Source organism: Paenibacillus sp. GYB003, from assembly GCF_036577625.1.
Taxonomy (GTDB): domain Bacteria; phylum Bacillota; class Bacilli; order Paenibacillales; family NBRC-103111; genus Paenibacillus_AB.
On sequence record NZ_JARBDC010000066.1, the window covers coordinates 102,808 to 118,865 of the forward strand.

The 16,058-nt window shown below is 50.5% G+C and carries 13 protein-coding genes; 4 read left to right on the forward strand and 9 right to left on the reverse strand.

Annotated features, from left to right (window positions below):
• Positions 1 to 212: 212 nt before the first annotated feature.
• The 5 genes from PV407_RS21135 to PV407_RS21155 form a co-directional block, all read right to left on the reverse strand.
• Entirely contained in the window at positions 213 to 2,930 is a 2,718-nt protein-coding gene (locus PV407_RS21135) for a phage tail-collar fiber domain-containing protein (protein ID WP_332091977.1), read from the reverse strand.
• Between the two features lie 214 nt (positions 2,931 to 3,144).
• On the reverse strand, positions 3,145 to 4,452 hold the full coding sequence (locus PV407_RS21140; protein WP_332091978.1) for an ABC transporter substrate-binding protein: 1,308 nt from the start codon (positions 4,450 to 4,452) through the stop codon (positions 3,145 to 3,147).
• Between the two features lie 283 nt (positions 4,453 to 4,735).
• The gene (locus tag PV407_RS21145; protein WP_332091979.1) at positions 4,736 to 5,644 is read right to left on the reverse strand and encodes an AraC family transcriptional regulator; all 909 of its coding nucleotides are present in this window, start codon (positions 5,642 to 5,644) and stop codon (positions 4,736 to 4,738) included.
• A gap of 75 nt (positions 5,645 to 5,719) precedes the next feature.
• Positions 5,720 to 6,682 carry an ABC transporter substrate-binding protein gene (locus tag PV407_RS21150; RefSeq protein ID WP_332092060.1) on the reverse strand — a complete coding sequence of 321 codons (963 nt, stop codon included), beginning with the start codon at positions 6,680 to 6,682 and terminating at the stop codon, positions 5,720 to 5,722.
• 30 nt (positions 6,683 to 6,712) lie between these two features.
• Positions 6,713 to 7,051, reverse strand: a complete 339-nt coding sequence (locus tag PV407_RS21155) for a hypothetical protein (RefSeq protein ID WP_332091980.1) — start codon at positions 7,049 to 7,051, stop codon at positions 6,713 to 6,715.
• Positions 7,052 to 7,122: 71 nt separating this feature from the next.
• On the opposite strand from PV407_RS21155, the gene PV407_RS29625 reads away from it, so the two are divergent.
• Positions 7,123 to 7,281: a GntR family transcriptional regulator gene (locus PV407_RS29625; RefSeq protein WP_442951689.1), complete on the forward strand. Its 159-nt coding sequence runs from the start codon at positions 7,123 to 7,125 to the stop codon at positions 7,279 to 7,281.
• 180 nt (positions 7,282 to 7,461) lie between these two features.
• Here the strand turns inward: PV407_RS29625 and PV407_RS21160 are convergent, their stop codons facing one another.
• Positions 7,462 to 8,775 carry an ABC transporter substrate-binding protein gene (locus PV407_RS21160; protein ID WP_332091981.1) on the reverse strand — a complete coding sequence of 438 codons (1,314 nt, stop codon included), beginning with the start codon at positions 8,773 to 8,775 and terminating at the stop codon, positions 7,462 to 7,464.
• A gap of 577 nt (positions 8,776 to 9,352) precedes the next feature.
• On the opposite strand from PV407_RS21160, the gene PV407_RS21165 reads away from it, so the two are divergent.
• Complete coding sequence (locus tag PV407_RS21165; RefSeq protein ID WP_332091982.1) at positions 9,353 to 10,225, forward strand: helix-turn-helix transcriptional regulator; 873 nt, start codon at positions 9,353 to 9,355, stop codon at positions 10,223 to 10,225.
• Between the two features lie 120 nt (positions 10,226 to 10,345).
• Here PV407_RS21165 and PV407_RS21170 read toward each other — a convergent pair whose 3' ends face one another.
• Positions 10,346 to 12,319 (reverse strand): right-handed parallel beta-helix repeat-containing protein, encoded by a 1,974-nt coding sequence (locus PV407_RS21170; RefSeq protein ID WP_332091983.1) that lies wholly within the window; start codon positions 12,317 to 12,319, stop codon positions 10,346 to 10,348.
• 70 nt (positions 12,320 to 12,389) lie between these two features.
• On the reverse strand, positions 12,390 to 12,875 hold the full coding sequence (locus PV407_RS21175) for a hypothetical protein (protein ID WP_332091984.1): 486 nt from the start codon (positions 12,873 to 12,875) through the stop codon (positions 12,390 to 12,392).
• Positions 12,876 to 13,239: 364 nt separating this feature from the next.
• On the opposite strand from PV407_RS21175, the gene PV407_RS21180 reads away from it, so the two are divergent.
• Complete coding sequence (locus PV407_RS21180; RefSeq protein ID WP_332091985.1) at positions 13,240 to 14,118, forward strand: AraC family transcriptional regulator; 879 nt, start codon at positions 13,240 to 13,242, stop codon at positions 14,116 to 14,118.
• A gap of 502 nt (positions 14,119 to 14,620) precedes the next feature.
• On the forward strand, positions 14,621 to 15,172 hold the full coding sequence (locus PV407_RS21185; RefSeq protein ID WP_332091986.1) for a dihydrofolate reductase family protein: 552 nt from the start codon (positions 14,621 to 14,623) through the stop codon (positions 15,170 to 15,172).
• Positions 15,173 to 15,365: 193 nt separating this feature from the next.
• On the opposite strand, the gene PV407_RS21190 is transcribed toward PV407_RS21185, so the two are convergent.
• A complete protein-coding gene (locus PV407_RS21190) occupies positions 15,366 to 15,953 on the reverse strand; it encodes a VOC family protein (RefSeq protein ID WP_332091987.1) in 588 nt (195 codons plus the stop codon).
• Positions 15,954 to 16,058 lie beyond the last annotated feature (105 nt).

The window sequence follows — 16,058 nt, forward strand, 5'->3', positions numbered from 1 at the left end:
GCACTCCGGAAAGGCGTACTGAATGGCCCGAAATGGACTACGTTGGAGAGAAGTCCGTTGAACGCAGGAGAAGGCCGGGTTTACGATGAAAGCATGCGTACGGTTCGGCTGATTGCCGAGGAAGGTAAAAGGAGAAAGACGTAGTAGAAATCGTAGTTGTTTCATGAAGGTAAACTTTTATTATCGATAAAAAAGCCCCGAAGGGCTTCATCTTAAGTAACCGCCATAGGAAGCCAGTTTGCACCATTGTCTGCCGTATTAATCCAACCGATGCGAGTTGCATTAGGGTCAGACGCTTTGAATATAGTTCCTGCTGGCAATTTTGTGCTGTTCGTTGGAGCGGCAGCAGCTTTATAACTGTAAGCAACCTCGATTGCACCAAACAGCGGCGTCGTTATTCTTGAGTTATTATCCAAAGTTAACGTCGCTTGACCGGCAGAATAATATTGTTTAGCCCCATCGTCTGATGTAATTTTTGCATTTGTAAATGCTACATTTGCTTTATAGAACAATACGCCTTTATTACTAACATGAATCGCAGGTCCTAAGTAAAGCTCTACATGTTCCACAGTGAAGCCAACACTGGATAGTTGGCTTGGAACTCCAAATGAAATCCCCCCATTACCGGAAAACACAATTCTGCTCGTTCCATCTGCATGGCCAATTAAGCGAACTCTACCAACGCCACGGGTTTTTGAATTACACAAATAAACGGTTCCGTTTATTTCGTAATCTCCTGACGGCAATCGAATAATTACATCATGAACTAACTCCGTATCGTAAGCTAATCTTGTTAAATTTGCTAAATTCGTCGTGTTTGTTGTGGCATTACCTGTGTTTGTTAAAGTGTTATCCTGCGTCTTTTTGGAAAAGTCATTCAATAGGAATCGGATAGGATTTTCAAATCGCCAATTAGATGAATAAGTCACTTCTGTAGCAAAAATACTCTGGTCAAGAATGGTGACGCTTTCAGCAGAGAATGTATTCCCCAGCGATAATACATAAGTCGCACCCTTCTTATTATGATTCCATAACCCCGAGATTGTGGTAGAAGAACCGCCGTCAATTCGTATTAAGTGGTCTGGCGGAGTTGTGGCGTTGCCGATTGATAATGTCATAAATCCATTAATATTCAACCCTTGTGCAACACGGACTTTCATAATGCGAGTAGAACTTTCAGCACCGCAACCATTAAGGGCTACGCCTCGAGCAATATCAATATAGTACGGATAAGCTACTACACCATTACCGGTGTTATTAATGATGTGATCTGCTGCACAGGAGTTGAAAGTCATATAGGTGGACTCGCCGAACCAGTAACCGAACTCTGTATGGTTTAAAGCATAGCAACTATTTAATGTCACAGAAGTACATACACCCGAATCATTAACCCCGGGTCCTGCGATAACAATTCCACGCGGAGAATAAGCCGTTTGAAGCTGCTCAAGCAATGTCACAAAGGTTGCTAGACGAACACAGTCTTTCTTTGCAACATAGAATTGGCATTGGCGAATAGCCATATTCGGGTAATAGGCGTCTGAACCTTTAAGAACATAATTACAGTTTGGAGCTGTTGCGGTTGCCCCGCCCCATACCGATAAGTTTTCAAATTTCTTATACAGACCGCCGCCTTTCAATAGAATTGCGGCTTCAATGGTAACACCTGTGCCTAAATCCACTTTAATAGACGTTAAGTTAGCCGTACCGCGAATAGAGATAGGATCTAGGTAAATGCTTCGTGTTGGCGCAGGAATAACTAAACATGCGGAGTTTGTGGCATCATAGGATTTCCAGCGGTACTCTACTATAGGCTTTGGAACAACTAACTCACCGCCGCCACGCCCGTGCAGGTAGTTAATAGCAGCTTGGAATGAAGGTCGATCATCGTAGACACCATCACCTTTTGAGCCGAACATCTCTACTGTAACTTCAGAGCAATCTAAGCGAATCCATCGACCAGTAGCAATTCCGGAAACTTGAAAAACGGTACCGCCATTTGCTGTAGATGTACTTGCAGCATCCCAAATAAAGTCACCACCACCCTTATATGGATTAAGTTCAGTAAAAGTGTCGGGTGAATGATAACCTTTTACAGCAACACGCATACCATTTTGCGGTGAAATGATTGCCAGCATGTCGGAGATGGAATCAACATAGCGATTGTAATCGTTAACCTGCTGCTGCGATAACCCGCTCGAATCCAAAATCGCGCTCGCCGGATGTGCTCCAGCCATATCACGACCTGCCAGCTCGTTATGGGTTACAAGCTCAAGCTTCGCCGCTATTCCCGGGGGAATTTTGTCCTTGCCGTTAGACCCTTCGTATACGGTACCGGCAACCGATAAACCCTCTTTCCCGTAAGCCGTTACCGATCCCGGGAGCATGCTGCCCGCGGCTAAGGCCGCACCGGCCATGCCGAAGGCAGTCAGCAGCTTTCTGCGGCTTACATGGGTGACGGGCTCCTCCAACTGTTCCTGTTCCAACCCTTTCCCCGCTTGCTGCTCCATCTTTTCTGTTTGTAAAATAAGATTGGTATCAGCAGCATTTGCCAGTGCGATAACGATACGCACGGTCATATGGATGCCAATTGACTGCGTCGGCAGTGGTTTCGGCTTCGCAGGGTCAACATGCCCGATTGCAATCATTGCACCCGATCTGTCAAAAACAGCAATCTCTCGAATAGTAAAGCCGCCAACATCTGGTGGAATAGCTGCCTCAAACATCAATGTATTTGGTGCCTGCGTATCATGAATTGGAGTAGAAGCAGTACCACGCCAAACTTCGTTAGCCAATGCCACCCTATTTTCAGTCAAAACAGGGTATGATCCATTGCCATCACCAACGGCGACATGTGTAATCTCAAGCTGATTTTCAGAGGTTGCACTGGCTAATTTCGCTTTGCCGATTGCGGTTAAAATTGCGCCTGTCATTATTTATCCTCCTCATCTAAGCCGATTTTTGAAAATCGAAGAACCCCAGCAAGTATGGGATAGTTCGCGAACTGCTGCAAGAGCCGTTGACGACGTCGGAATCGACCGACACCCCGTCACCCTTCGCTCCAAACCATAACACGTTCATCCCTTGACCTAAACTCATGGCCAGCCTCCTCGCTCGAAATGAAATCGCTTTCGGTTACAATTTGGCTTATTTGCTTTTTTCCGTCTTGATAAGCTGGTTGATCTTTTCCTCAGCCGTCCGCAGCGCGGTGTTCGTATCCTGCTTCCCTTGCAGCATCGCTTCGTATTCGGCGTTCAGCAGTGCATACGCGTTCGAATAGTACACCGAGAAAGCCATAGCCGGCGCCGGCTTGCTCTTGAATACGGCTTCGATCCGTTTTCCTTTCAGCTCGGAGATTTCCTGGGCGAACTGCTGGCTGTATTTCGGATCTTTCAGCGTAGAGATACGGGCCGTTTTGCGCACCATCGCGGTTTGCACCTCGTCGGAGAACATCACTTCCATAACGCGCATCTGATCGTCCTTATATTTGCTCATCTTCATCGGAATAAGCAGGTGCAGATCGTACATGCCGTACGTATTCGGCTTCTCCTTGTAGCTTGGGAACTGCGCGAGGTCCCAGTTCAGATCCGGCATTTGCCGCAGGGTGAGGAACAAATTGACCGTTCCTAGCATCGCAACGTTCCGGTCTTTGGAGAAGCGGTCGATCGCCCCCGTCCCCGTTTTGTAGTCGTTGCCCGGTATCGAATAGATTGATTTGCCGATCTCGAACGCGGTTTTGTACGGGTCGCTGTTCACCATAGCCTTATCCGTCTTCGGATCGATCACGTTCAGCGACAGCGGGAAAAGCAGGCGGGCCAAATTGTCCACTTCCAGCCCTCTGTACTGCGTGCCCCCTTCCTGGCGGCCGATTTTTTTGCCGAGCTCGATCGCGTTTTCCCAGGTTAAACCGTCGGACGGATACCCGACGCCGAACTTGTCGAAGATGTCCTTATTGTAGTAGAGCGCGTTCAGATTGACTGCGTAGGGGAGGGCATACAGCTCGCCTTTATCCGAAGCCGACTTCAGCGCGTCCAGCGCGCCCGGGTCGAAGCGGGTCAGATCGAAATTATGTTTTTTGGCGAGCGGGGTTATATCTTCGAGAACGTTCAAATCTTTATGCGGGGCGAGCCGCCCGTTATACGTCACCAGAAAGTCGACCGTTTCCCCCATAGCGAGCAATTTGGCCATATCGTTCTGGGAATTGATCATTTCGAGCGTGATGTGTGGATATTTTTTATGAACCGGATCGGCCAGCAGCATGTTGAAATCCTCCGGCGTAAAATATGTGCCGAGCTGATGAAATTTCAGCGTAACCGGCTCGAGGGGCGCTTCCTGCTTCACCCCACCGTCTGCGGGTGCCGCCTTGCCCCCTTCTTCTTCATTTTTGGCGGCGCAACCGCCCATCATCAGAGCCGCCGATACCGCGATGACAAGCGCACGTGTTTGTTTGTTCATACACAGACCCTCCTGCATGTTGGTTATGTGCGACCTTTCATGCCGCAGTTCAACGAATTTGAAACGTGGATAAATCAATAAACCGAAACGTTTCCTAAAAAGCCGATAATAAAGAAATCGGGTATGTGGAACCTCTCGATTCCCGAACCGGTGCACACCGTGATCGCTAACCCAGTCAAAGTTTCCCTCCCCGCTCTCGTTGGATTGTCGGAGCGAGTCCTCAAATATTTTGTTTAAAAGAGGGGGCATTCCTGGGCTAACCGATCCCGTTTTTACTTGCGGGTTAAGGGTGGGCTTTGCGAAACTCTCTCGGCGACTTCCCCTTCATTTCCCGAAAGACGCGAGAGAAAGTGCGTATCGATTCGAATCCGGTTTCAAACGTAATGTCTGCGACCGATTTATCCGTGTGGATCAGCATGGTCGCGGCACTATTGATGCGCAGACGGTGCAAATATTCGAGGAAGCTTAGCCCCGTATTTTCCCGGAAGAGGCGGCTTAAGTACGTAGAGTTTGTATGAAAGCGCGCAGCCACCGATTCCAGAGACAGCTTGTCCGCAAAATGAACATGCACATAGTGCAGGGCGGGCCAAAACGGCTGACTGCGATCCTTCCGATTCCAATCTGAATTGGATCCGGGTCCCTTATTGATCTCTCTTAAAAGCAGGATGAGCACTTCGGATAATTGATTCCGAATCATGTTATGATGCCCCATGAGCTCGGGTTTGACGTATTCTGCCATGAGCTGTGCGAAAATGCCTTCGACTCTGGCGGCCGTTTCCTCCTGAAAAGCGGCGTAAGACGGAATTTGCGAGCCGATCCGATAAAGCCACCTGTACCAATCGGAATCGTAAGACGATCCGAACAACAGGTTAATATCGAACATGCAGCAATATTTGCGAATGGTCTGATCGGTATCGCTTTTCGATTCGTGCATATGATTAGGAAGCACTAAAGAGACCGTACCCGGTTCCATGCGGTGCATAATGCCGTTAATTTTCTCGTAGCCGCATCCATCCAGTACAAAGGTTAACTCGGCGAACGGATGAAAATGAAGTTCGGTTTTCGGGAAAGAATGAATGCCGATATAAAATTCGAACTCGTCTTTGCGAGAAGGCTTCCCCATAATATGTTCATAATAGTACGGACTAGAAGTCATCGTCATTCCGCCCCCAACCTCCAAAATAGACAGCATGTCCCCCACATCGTAGAGGGCGAGCAAGCATCTGTCAACATCGAAAGCATGCTACGAGAACGACTGCTTCGCCGATTACTTCTTGCTGAAATTATCGATAAACTTAACCGCTTCCTCCTCCGCTTTGCTAAACGCCGTATTCATGTCCATCGTATTCTGATTGACCGTATTCGCGTACTTCGTATAGATGTTGAGAATATCTGCATCGTAGACCGCTTTGGGTGAAATGGGCGCGAACTTGTTTTGGAACACCGCCTGCATCCTCCGGTTGCTGAATGGCGACTGCTTTCCGAAGCTGTCAATTACGTTCTTCGATTTGACAACGGGCATAATTCCTTTTTGGGAAAGAGAAAGCTGGAATTCATCCGTGATCATATATTTCAGCACTTCCATCGCTTCGTCCGGATGGGCGCTTCGCTTCGTCAAACCGAAGAAGGCGGGATACGACTGCGATCCGGTTCCCGGACTGCCGCTGAAATGAGGCAGCGCAGCCCAATCCCAATTGAAGGCTTGCATCTCCGTCGGCCAAGCGTAGATCAAGCTGGATAAGTAAGGGAACATGGCGACATTGCGATCCTTAACGAACTGATTAAGGCCGGGGAACGATTTCGTCTTCTGAATATAGTCCTGATAACCCGGCTCCTGCGAGGAGTCGATAAAAAATGTTTTGAAAAAGGTTTTCCAGCGCTCGTCGTTGTTAATCGTAGGCTTGAACGAAGTCATATCGACCGTCGAGATCGAAAGCGGATTCATTCGGAACAGGTGAATGAAAGAGGCGGCCATCCCGAAATACTGCGCCCCCCCGTCATTCCTGGTCATTTTTTTGGATAAGTCCAGCGTTTGCTCCCACGTTAAGTCGTCACCCGGGTACGGTACGCCGAATTTATCGAAGATGTCTTTGTTGTAGTATAAAATCAGATTGGCCGTCGATACGGGCAGAGCGAATATTTTACCGCCTTGCACCTGCTGTAGTGCCTGAACGACGGTCGGCTCGATCCGATTCAGATCGATGCCGTGCTTTTTGATCAGATCCGTCATATCCACCTGCAAATCGTTCTGGATGATCGCCTATTCGTAGTTACCGATTGTGGCGTAAAAAATATCGAATTTTGTACCATTTGTGAGCAAATCGTTTAACGTAGCCCCTTGTCCGGACTGTATGTACTTAATCGTATAGGTAGGAAACTTAGCCCGGAGCAGTTCCCCGAACCGGTACTCGAAGCTTTCCTGCGGGTCGCCGACGTTGGTATAAAAAACGATTTCTACCGGTTCTTTTTTCGTCTGTGCCTGTCCCGCTTCCCTTTTTTCCTGTTGCGTTTGTCCGGCACCGGTTCCTTCCCCGCAAGCAGCTATGATAGCCAATGTGACTCCCGCTCCGATCGGCATGATCCGTTTCCAGAGCCTCATCCGTTGATCCCCCTTCACTTTCTTGCATGACTTTAGCAAGTTCCATGTTATAGGAGAAGAGGATAAAATTCTTGCCACTTCCTGAAAAATATCGGTCAAAATTCCACAACCCCGCAATCGTTCGTTCCCCTATCGTTTTCCGATCCGCTCAAATCAAAGAGCAGATCGTAAACGGCAAGCTGACGCCCGGCCAGAAGCTGCCCTCCACTCGGGAGCTCCGCGATGCGTGAAGCGCTGAGCATGCTGAAGGCGATGGGGCTTTAGCTGCAAAACGACGCCTAGGTCAAAACCCCAAATCAAAATCATTTGATTTGGGGAACATAGTTGCTTTCACAGATGAAATCGGTATTAGCAGAATCATGCTTCTTTCTTTCATAGGACTCTGCGACGTCTTTCGCGAGGACTATTCGTTACTTTTTCATCTGAATCGCTTCGGCGATCTTCTTGGTCGCTTGCTCTTCGGCGGTCCGCAGAGCCGAGTTCAGATCGGTTTCTCCGGCGATGACGGACATGACGGCGCTGTTCAGCGCGCCTGCCGCATTCGAATCATACACGCCGGCGCGGGCTGGCGCAGCGGGCTTCAAAGTAGCGATCGCGCTAACGTTTTTCCCTTTCCATTGCGCCACGTTGCGGCCGAACGCCTCTTTCACCGCTTGGTTCTTCAACGGCGTAATGGCTGCGAAGTCGGAGGTGATCGACGTTTGCACTTCATCGGTCAACAGATGGGCGATGCTTTGGAACGATTCATCCCGATGCTGGCTCGTCGGGGCTACCGTAATAATGACCGGGTATGGCTGCGAGCCGACGCCCGGCAAGCTTTTCAACTCCGGCAGGCTGACCGCGTCCCAGTTCACATTCTCCTCAGGCTTCGGAGCGTCAGAGTTGAACGCCAGGAACATGGCGCTTGTCTTCTCTTTGACGAAGACGTTCCGCGCATCGTTCAGAAGCTTGGCGTCATAGCCCGGCGCTTTATACAACGGCAGCAGCGTGTTAATCCACGATTTCCACCGGTCGGTCTGCAAAACGGCTTTCTCGCCCTTCTCGTCGGTATACGGTATAGAAAGCGGATTCACAACAAGCAACGGGTTAGGGCTAGCGACAAATCCGCGGTACTGCACGCCGCCGTCGTTGCGCGTCAGCTTCGTCGCGACCTCCGCCACTTCTTCCCAAGCCATATGATTTTTCAAATAAGGCACGCCGAATTTATCGAAAATATCTTTATTGTAATACAGCGTCAGCCGCAAATCGTACAAAGGCAAGCCGTTCTGGTTTTTCCCGTCCACCTTCGCCGCTTCTATATAAGAAGGCTCCAGTCGGCCGAGATCGTACTTTTGCTTCGCGATCAGATCCGAGATATCGCCGCCGTACAGATCGAGCAGGCTGGCACGGTAATTGTTAACGGAGGAAAGGATCAGATCGACTTTGCGCTGCTCGATAACGAGATTTTGCACATTGTTTCCGACGCTCTCCACCACTTCAAACTCATAGTGGGGATATTTTTTCTGAATCTGACTGCCGTATCGAGTCATAAACCATTCCATGTTGCCGCCCTGGGGCGTGACGACGAGCAGCTTGACCGGCTTCGCCGGTTCCGCAGGCTTATTGCTGCCAGGTGTGGCCGTCCCTTCTGTTTTCGCGCCGCTTTCCTTCCCGCCGCCGCATCCGGCCGTCAGCAAAACAATGGCCATCGCAGCAGCTAACGCTGCACGGTTCCATTTTTTCATTTATACCCACCCCATTGAATAAATTGGATTGCTTGAAACATGGTCCTGCAATTTTGTAACAATGTCGTATCGTTTCGCTTACCTTCCTGGACTCCATCCAACGGGGCAAGCGGAAGAAGCGTCAAATCGGGCTGCAATTCCTCCCGCCAGAATTTGGCAGCGCTTACATCAAGAAAAGAAGCAAATCCTTGAACTATTTTCGCTGTATAGCGCCGTCTTCGCCAAGCAGCTTGCGTGCTCAAATTCGGCTCTGTACGACGTTGTCTTTCGAACGCACAAAAGCCGAATCACGCGCCCGCAAAATCTCTCCACCTCCAAAAATGACCGGCCTTCACTATGTTTGTCATGCGTATGCTCCCTTCCTTGCCCATCGCCTTATCGCCCACTCAATCGCCCATCGCGTTGCAAAGCCATTATCACACATGGACCTTCGGACAAAAAGCACGGATTGTGCAGTCGAGTACACATATCCTCTGCACTTTCGAAACGTCTGCAAGATGCGTATTGACTGCGACCCAATACCCCCTATAATGGTAGCATGACACCGCGTACAGCATCGGTAAAGGAAGGGACTCGTATGCAAGGTTCGCCAGATGCTTTCCGCCTCGTTCATTTGCTCACGACACTGAGGCTGTCCGAATTCGAATGCGGGACTTCCACGTTAGGCGCGCATCACGGCAAAAGCTACTACACGTCCATTCGCGTCCAGCCGTGGGCGCTGCTGACTCAAATTACCGACGGGCCTGTACGAATTACGTTGGAGCATGAAACGTTTATCGTAAATCCGGGGCAAGCGCTGTATATTCCGGCCAATCAGCCTTACACGTTGCAGCTGGTCGACCGCGATATCGTCTCGCACTGGCTGAATTTCAATTTCACTGTATTTGAACATTTTCCGCTGCTCGATCTGCTCGATGTTCCTTATGTATCCCCTGTATCCATTGGAAACGAGGTAAGGAGGCTGCAAACGCAAATTTGCGAGCTTGTTCATACTGAGCAGTCTGATCCCGGCGAGCTTCTGCGCGCAGCCAGCCTTGTGAAGCAGCTTATGTACGTCGTGCTGGAGCTAGTCATGTCATTTTCTCGCTACAAATCCGGGGGCATTGAGAAAATCAGCAAGCTTCAGCGTTTCCAGCCGGTACTCGATTATATCGAAAACCATCTGAATGAGAAAATTATCATATCCCAGTTAGCCGGCCTGATGTTCATCTCTACCTCGCATTTCCATAAAGAGTTCCAAGAGGCGTTCGGCGTTTCTCCGTTGCAATATATTCAATCGCAGCGGTATAAGAAAGCGCAATCGTTGCTGGCTACTTCCGATTTGACGATCCATGAAATCGCAAATCGGGTCGGCTATGAACAGCCGTTTCCGTTTATCCGCTTTTTCAAATCGCTGTACGGCGCTAGCCCCGGCCATTACAGGAAAATGATGATCAAGCGGTTTAACTAAGACGTTTCGCCACTGTAGCCCGATAAACTCCTCCCGGATGGTCGCGTTGTACCGGGACGTCGCCGCCAACCGGTTTGGCCGGCGAAAAATTTGCCCGCGGCCCGCGTATGCTCAACAGTCTTATTCGGATGCGCTCGTTTTCGCAGCCGATCCGATTGTTTCATCATACAAACCCACAAATAGAGGAGAAACGCAAACACGTTCCTCCGAGGAGGAAGTGTTTGCGTTTCCATTAACAATCAAGCCTGTGCCGTTACATGATAGTTCGGTACTGTCGGCGGTTCGTTCGGCTTGAACCGAGATGATCGTCCCTGTGCCGTCATCGACGATTGCGGCGGAAGTGCCGGACAACCGCAAGTCGTTGCCGGCGAGCAGAACCGCCTCCGCCGAAGCCGCCACAACGATGCCTTCCGCCATGGAACGGTCGCCTCTTCGGATGGTATTGCCTTCGACGGCGTGCCTTTGGTTGTTCGTCGAAATTTTTAGAGGCACACCGGTCAGAAGGTTATGCTTGATGCTGCAATCTGCGCCATTCTTGACATTGATACCGTTCTCCGCGCAGTTCGTCACGATATTGTTCGTAACCTGCGAGTCGCGGATGCTGAGGACATAGATGCCATTGCCGATGCCACCCCGTCCGGCATTGGACACGGTATTGCCGTCGCACGCCACATTCCGGCAGTTGTCCATATGAATCCCGTGCGACGCGGTTTCCGATACGACGTTGCCGGCAATGCCGACAGGCCCCCCCGAGTTCGCTACGGCGATGCCCCGTTCCGTACAAAGCGACACTTGATTGCCCCGTATGACGACACCTTCCTGGCCATACCCGACATAAATCCCCCGGCCCGTGCCGCCCTCGCCGACGTTGCGGACTATATTGCCGCCGATCGTGAGGCGCGAAATTTGATTCGCATGGATGCCCACGGGGCCGAACACGTTCTCGATCACGTTGCCGCTGATGACGATGTTGCAGATGCGGCCGCCGGCTTTTGCCATATCCGTAGGGGTATACACCCGAATGGCCCCCCAATCGCTTTTCGGACGAATGTTTTTCAGCACATTGTCGGCGATCGTGACGTTGTACGTTTTGCCGGATCTGGAGGAAACGTCGATCCCGGACACGCACTCGTAAAACGTATTGCCGGCGACGACCAGCTGATCATAGTTTCGGGCGAAGATCGCATTGTCGGAGATGTTCTCGAAATGGCAGTTCGTAATCCGGATATGGCTGTGGTTGTATCCTTCCAAAGACGAATGGCTTCCGACGCCGCGGCAACATTCCATAAACGTGCAGCCGTCGATCAGCACATTATTGCACGGCGTATTGTCCCAAGGGCCGAAATGCGGAAAGCTTTCCTTCGTCGCCAAATCGATCTGCACGGCTTCGGCTTCCCTCGACGTGCGCAAATACCCTTCGAACCAGACGTTGCGAATTTGGCAGCCGTTCGTGGAATTGATCTCGATATGATGATCGTTTACATTGCGGATAATCCGCGTATCGCGAATAATCAATCTTTCGGCATGCGCGAACGACATATGCGGGAACTGCGTCGGGTAGGCCGCCGAATTTCCGTCCCACGTGCCCCCGCAAATTTCGATATCTCCGTGGCCGGTAAATCCGGCTCCCGTATCCTGACCTCGTCGCCCGTTCATGAGCATGGGCTTCACGGCCGTACTATCCCGGCGAATCGTCGCTTTGCTTGAAAGCACGAGTCGCGTATGGGAAAATATGCTCAACGTGGATTGAATCGGGTAAACGCCGTCGGGAACGTAAACCGTGCCCCCGCCAGCCGAGTAAGCGTAATCCAGAGCCGCTTGGATCGCCTGCGCATCGTCAGCCGCTCCGTTGCCGTGCGCTCCGAAGTCTTTGACATTGAATACGCTTACTCCCGAGTCGTCTTTGTGCTTTTTCAGCAAGGCATTGTCGTTCCCGTATACAACGTCGGTAACGGATTGCGCCGCTTGAGCCTGTTTAACGGCGGAACCAAGCCAGCCTCCGGCGAGCAGCGCCGTACCGGCGGCGCCGAGTGCCGACAAGACCGTTCTTCGGCTGACGGCACCGCGTTCCTTCGATTCGTCTCGATCGGGCATGATATCGTTCGCACTCCCTTCCGCATCCAAAGCGGCTTGAATATGGGTAACCTGTCCTGTTTTACCGGATCTACTTCGCTTTCTCCGATTTGATGTACTGCTGAATTTGCTCCTCCGCATCCCGCAGCGCAGTATTAACGTCCTTCTGGCCTTTCATCACTTTGACGAATTCCGCGTTCAGCAGGCTGTCGGCCTTGGAGTGGTATTTCGAATACGCCGGAGCCGGGGCCGGTTTGCTCTTGAATATGCCGGCGATGTTTTTGTCTCTGAACTGGGGTACGTCCTGGCCGAAATCTTTGGCGTACTTCGGATCCTTCAATGTAGTCACGCGGGCCGTCTGGCGCACCATTTTTGTCTGAATTTCATCGGAGAAGAACACTTCCATCGCACGCATCTGGTCATCCGGATGCTTGCTTGTTTTCATCGGAATGATCAGGTGCAGATCGTATTTCCCGTAAGTATTCGGCTTATCGTTATAGCTCGGGAACTGGACGACGTCCCAATTCAGGTCGGGAACGTCCTTCAGACGCAGAAACAGGTTGACCGTCGCTTCCATCGCCAACGTCTTTTCTTTATAAAACCGCTCCCATGATTTCGAACCGCCGTCGATGTATCCGTTGTTTGGAATGGAAAAAATTGCCCGGCTTGACCCGCCCCTCCTTTGCCGGCGCAGCCGCCGAACAGCATGGCCGCGATCGTAGCGCTTACAATAACAAGCGAAGTTTTCTTCACAATGAACATTACTCCCTTTATAATAGATGGTAAACTTTTGTGATTTTGTCCGGCGATAAGCATCGGTTAACGGCTTTTCCCACGAATCATTATACAGAGAAGCGGTATTTTCGGGAATGTCGCAATGTAGTTACATTGATCCATTTGTCGGGTTTTTACCGAGAGATTTTCAGAGGGAGGGAAGCTATATGAGCGGCATGAAGGATGGCGAGATGGAGTTGGCTGAAAGATTATTCTATGTTCCTTCCGGAATGGAGCTGAACGCAGGACTCGTTCCTTTTATTGCCGGACGAATGATGGCCAAACCGAACTATATTGCCGGTCCGAAGGCTTATGGCAACTATTGTTTGCATTTTTTAACCGGCGGCACGATGCAGTATGCTTACAACAAAGAGGTTGTGGAATTGCATAAAGAGGATGTGTTCTGTATGTTTCCGCATGAACGGTGTACGTACAAAGTGTGCGATCCGCAGTCCCTGCCGCAAAAATATTGGCTGATCCTCAATGGCCCCCAGGCTGCCGCGGTAATGGAGGGCATCGGCTTGAGCAAGGAACGCCCTTACCGCAGGCAACTGGTGACGCGATCCGTCGAGCATCTGATGCAAATGATCCTGCAGTCGCTTCGCAAGCCCAGAACCGCGTCCAGCGCAAACAAAAGCGACTATTACGACCTGATCGGCACCGTCTACCGTCTGTTCGGCGAGCTCCAGGCGAATGCGCACTCAACCGGCTCCGCTCCCTCTTCGCGCCATTGGCTGCAATATGCCCTCGATTTTATGAACAGCCATTATACGCGAGGCATTACGGTAGACGAAGCGGCCCAATATGCCGGGGTTCATCGATCGCATTTCTCGGAAATATTCACCAAAGCGATGGGAATGACGCCCCGCCATTACTTGCAGCGGCTACGAATGAATAAAGCCGCCGAGCTGCTTGTCGGCACGTCGCTCTCCGTAACGGATATCGCTCAGTGCGTCGGCTATGCGGAAATCTATTCGTTTACGAAAGCGTTCCGGCTGTATTACGGCAAATCCCCGCTAGCATATCGCCGCGGTAACGGTGCATAAATCCCAAACACCCCCCAGCACGCTTCGGACAGGTTTCGACCATAGCTGACTAGTGTCGAGATCATGGGCTCTTGAGAGACACAGAAGGGACGAATGTGCAGATCGACTCGGTCGGAATCGAAGAACAACGATCATCCGATTACGGCGAGGAATTTGGCTTCATCATTGATTATTTGAGTTACCCTGCCCGTTCGTTCAAGGAGGACAATGGTTCTCAGACCCGCCTATAGCATGTTCTATGCTTCATACTCAATTTCTACATTGCAGCCATAGCCGTTATTGCCCCATTCATCCAATCATCGTAGACTTGGACGAATGCTGCATCGATCTCGACCTTCGGACGACCGAACTTTACTCCGTCTGCTTGGGCAACCTCAATTCCTTCCGCTCCTCCGTTAAACTAAAGTTACATTCGGTCGGACCCGGACTGTACACATTAGCAATCCATGAGAAACCGGGCCTGCTGTTGGATGATAACATATAGACAGAGAGGAGGTTGAAGATGGGTCGTTTAATCCTGCAGATGAATGTGACACTGGACGGTTGCTGTGACCATACGCAAGTGATTGCGGATGAAGAGCTCCACCGGTATTCGGTAGACATGATGGACCAGTCCGACGGTCTGCTTTTTGGACGCAAAATCTATCAGTTGATGGAAAGTGCCTGGCCAGCCATAGCCAGCAGCGGCTCCGGACCTCAATTCCTGGTCGACTTCGCACGCAAGCTCGATCGGAAACCCAAGTACGTGGTCTCGCGGACGCTGGATCAAGTGTCGTGGCAGAACTCTTTCTTATTGAAGGGGCCCGTTTCCGAGGAGGTGCCACAGCTTATGGCAGAAGGGAAGAGCTTACTCGTTAACGGCGGTCCCGGCCTCGGTTCCACCCTGGCACAACTGGGATTGGTGGATGAGTATCACTTCCTGGTACAGCCCATCGTTGCCGGACGTGGTCCCCAATTGTTGGGGGGAATTCGTGATCGACTGAATCTGAAGCTGACCGGGACCAAACCTTTCGGTTCCGGCGTCGTGCTGCTCCGCTACACGCCCGTTCGTTGACTGCTTGTGGAGCAGGAGGTCAATACGATGAGCGAAGGAAACAGACGACTCTACACCAGTTTGTTAAGCTAACGGAAACGATAGTTCAATCTCCAACTAAGGCTAGGCTGCCGACATGGATCGGCAGCCTAGCTCCGTCTTTAACCATACACGATAATTGTAAATCTATTTCATGCTGTTTTGCGACTTCCGCTCAAGAACCTCGAATTTCCGAGATGATGGAGGCGAGAAACTTTTGCTGTTCAACGCTTGCTTTTTCGCACAACCCCCAAAGCAACTGATTTTCATGCTCGGTCAGATCCCGTTGGAGTGTTGAACTCATTCTTTGTTTCAAGTCGAAAAACACGCCTCTTTCTTCGACAGCCCGAATATAGTGACCGTCCGGATCATAAAAGGTGAAATAACCGAAATCGTCGGTAAATACAGGTTCTTTATCAATATGGGCTCCGGCTTGTTTAATCCGTTCATGCAAAGCAAGCAAATCATTCGTTAACATTTCAACCATCGTCACCTGCCTCGCACTGTCTGTGATCCAGAACGAACGAGGAAATACGAACTTCAAATGGGTGACATCTTCCGGTTTGGTTTCCATCAAAAAAATACCCGGACCATTTCCATTTTTCAATGCAACATGTGCCTCTCCAAATTGATAATCTGCCGAATTCAATTCATAGCCCAACACATTACAATAAAAATCAACCGACTTTTTCAAATCCGAGACCGGAAATCTCATGCAGCAGTAACCGATAATATCCGCATGATTCGTTTTTTTGCTCAGCATATTCTACCTCTCCTTTTTTAATTGTTCTGCATTCCTTGCCTGCGTCTTCCGCTTCGGGATTAACTTCGGACGGGCAAACGCGCGATTATTGGACGAGCTCGTACA

Coding starts and splice junctions, on each gene's coding strand:
- PV407_RS21160 (WP_332091981.1), bottom strand. CDS start 8,775: ATGAAAAAATGGAACCGTGCAGCGTTAGCTGCTGCGATGGCCATTGTT.
- PV407_RS21180 (WP_332091985.1), top strand. CDS start 13,240: ATGAGCGGCATGAAGGATGGCGAGATGGAGTTGGCTGAAAGATTATTC.
- PV407_RS21135 (WP_332091977.1), bottom strand. CDS start 2,930: ATGACAGGCGCAATTTTAACCGCAATCGGCAAAGCGAAATTAGCCAGT.
- PV407_RS21140 (WP_332091978.1), bottom strand. CDS start 4,452: ATGAACAAACAAACACGTGCGCTTGTCATCGCGGTATCGGCGGCTCTG.
- PV407_RS21175 (WP_332091984.1), bottom strand. CDS start 12,875: ATGGAAGCGACGGTCAACCTGTTTCTGCGTCTGAAGGACGTTCCCGAC.
- PV407_RS21165 (WP_332091982.1), top strand. CDS start 9,353: ATGCAAGGTTCGCCAGATGCTTTCCGCCTCGTTCATTTGCTCACGACA.
- PV407_RS21170 (WP_332091983.1), bottom strand. CDS start 12,319: ATGCCCGATCGAGACGAATCGAAGGAACGCGGTGCCGTCAGCCGAAGA.
- PV407_RS21145 (WP_332091979.1), bottom strand. CDS start 5,644: ATGCTGTCTATTTTGGAGGTTGGGGGCGGAATGACGATGACTTCTAGT.
- PV407_RS21190 (WP_332091987.1), bottom strand. CDS start 15,953: ATGCTGAGCAAAAAAACGAATCATGCGGATATTATCGGTTACTGCTGC.
- PV407_RS21185 (WP_332091986.1), top strand. CDS start 14,621: ATGGGTCGTTTAATCCTGCAGATGAATGTGACACTGGACGGTTGCTGT.
- PV407_RS21155 (WP_332091980.1), bottom strand. CDS start 7,051: ATGAGGCTCTGGAAACGGATCATGCCGATCGGAGCGGGAGTCACATTG.
- PV407_RS21150 (WP_332092060.1), bottom strand. CDS start 6,682: ATGACGGATCTGATCAAAAAGCACGGCATCGATCTGAATCGGATCGAG.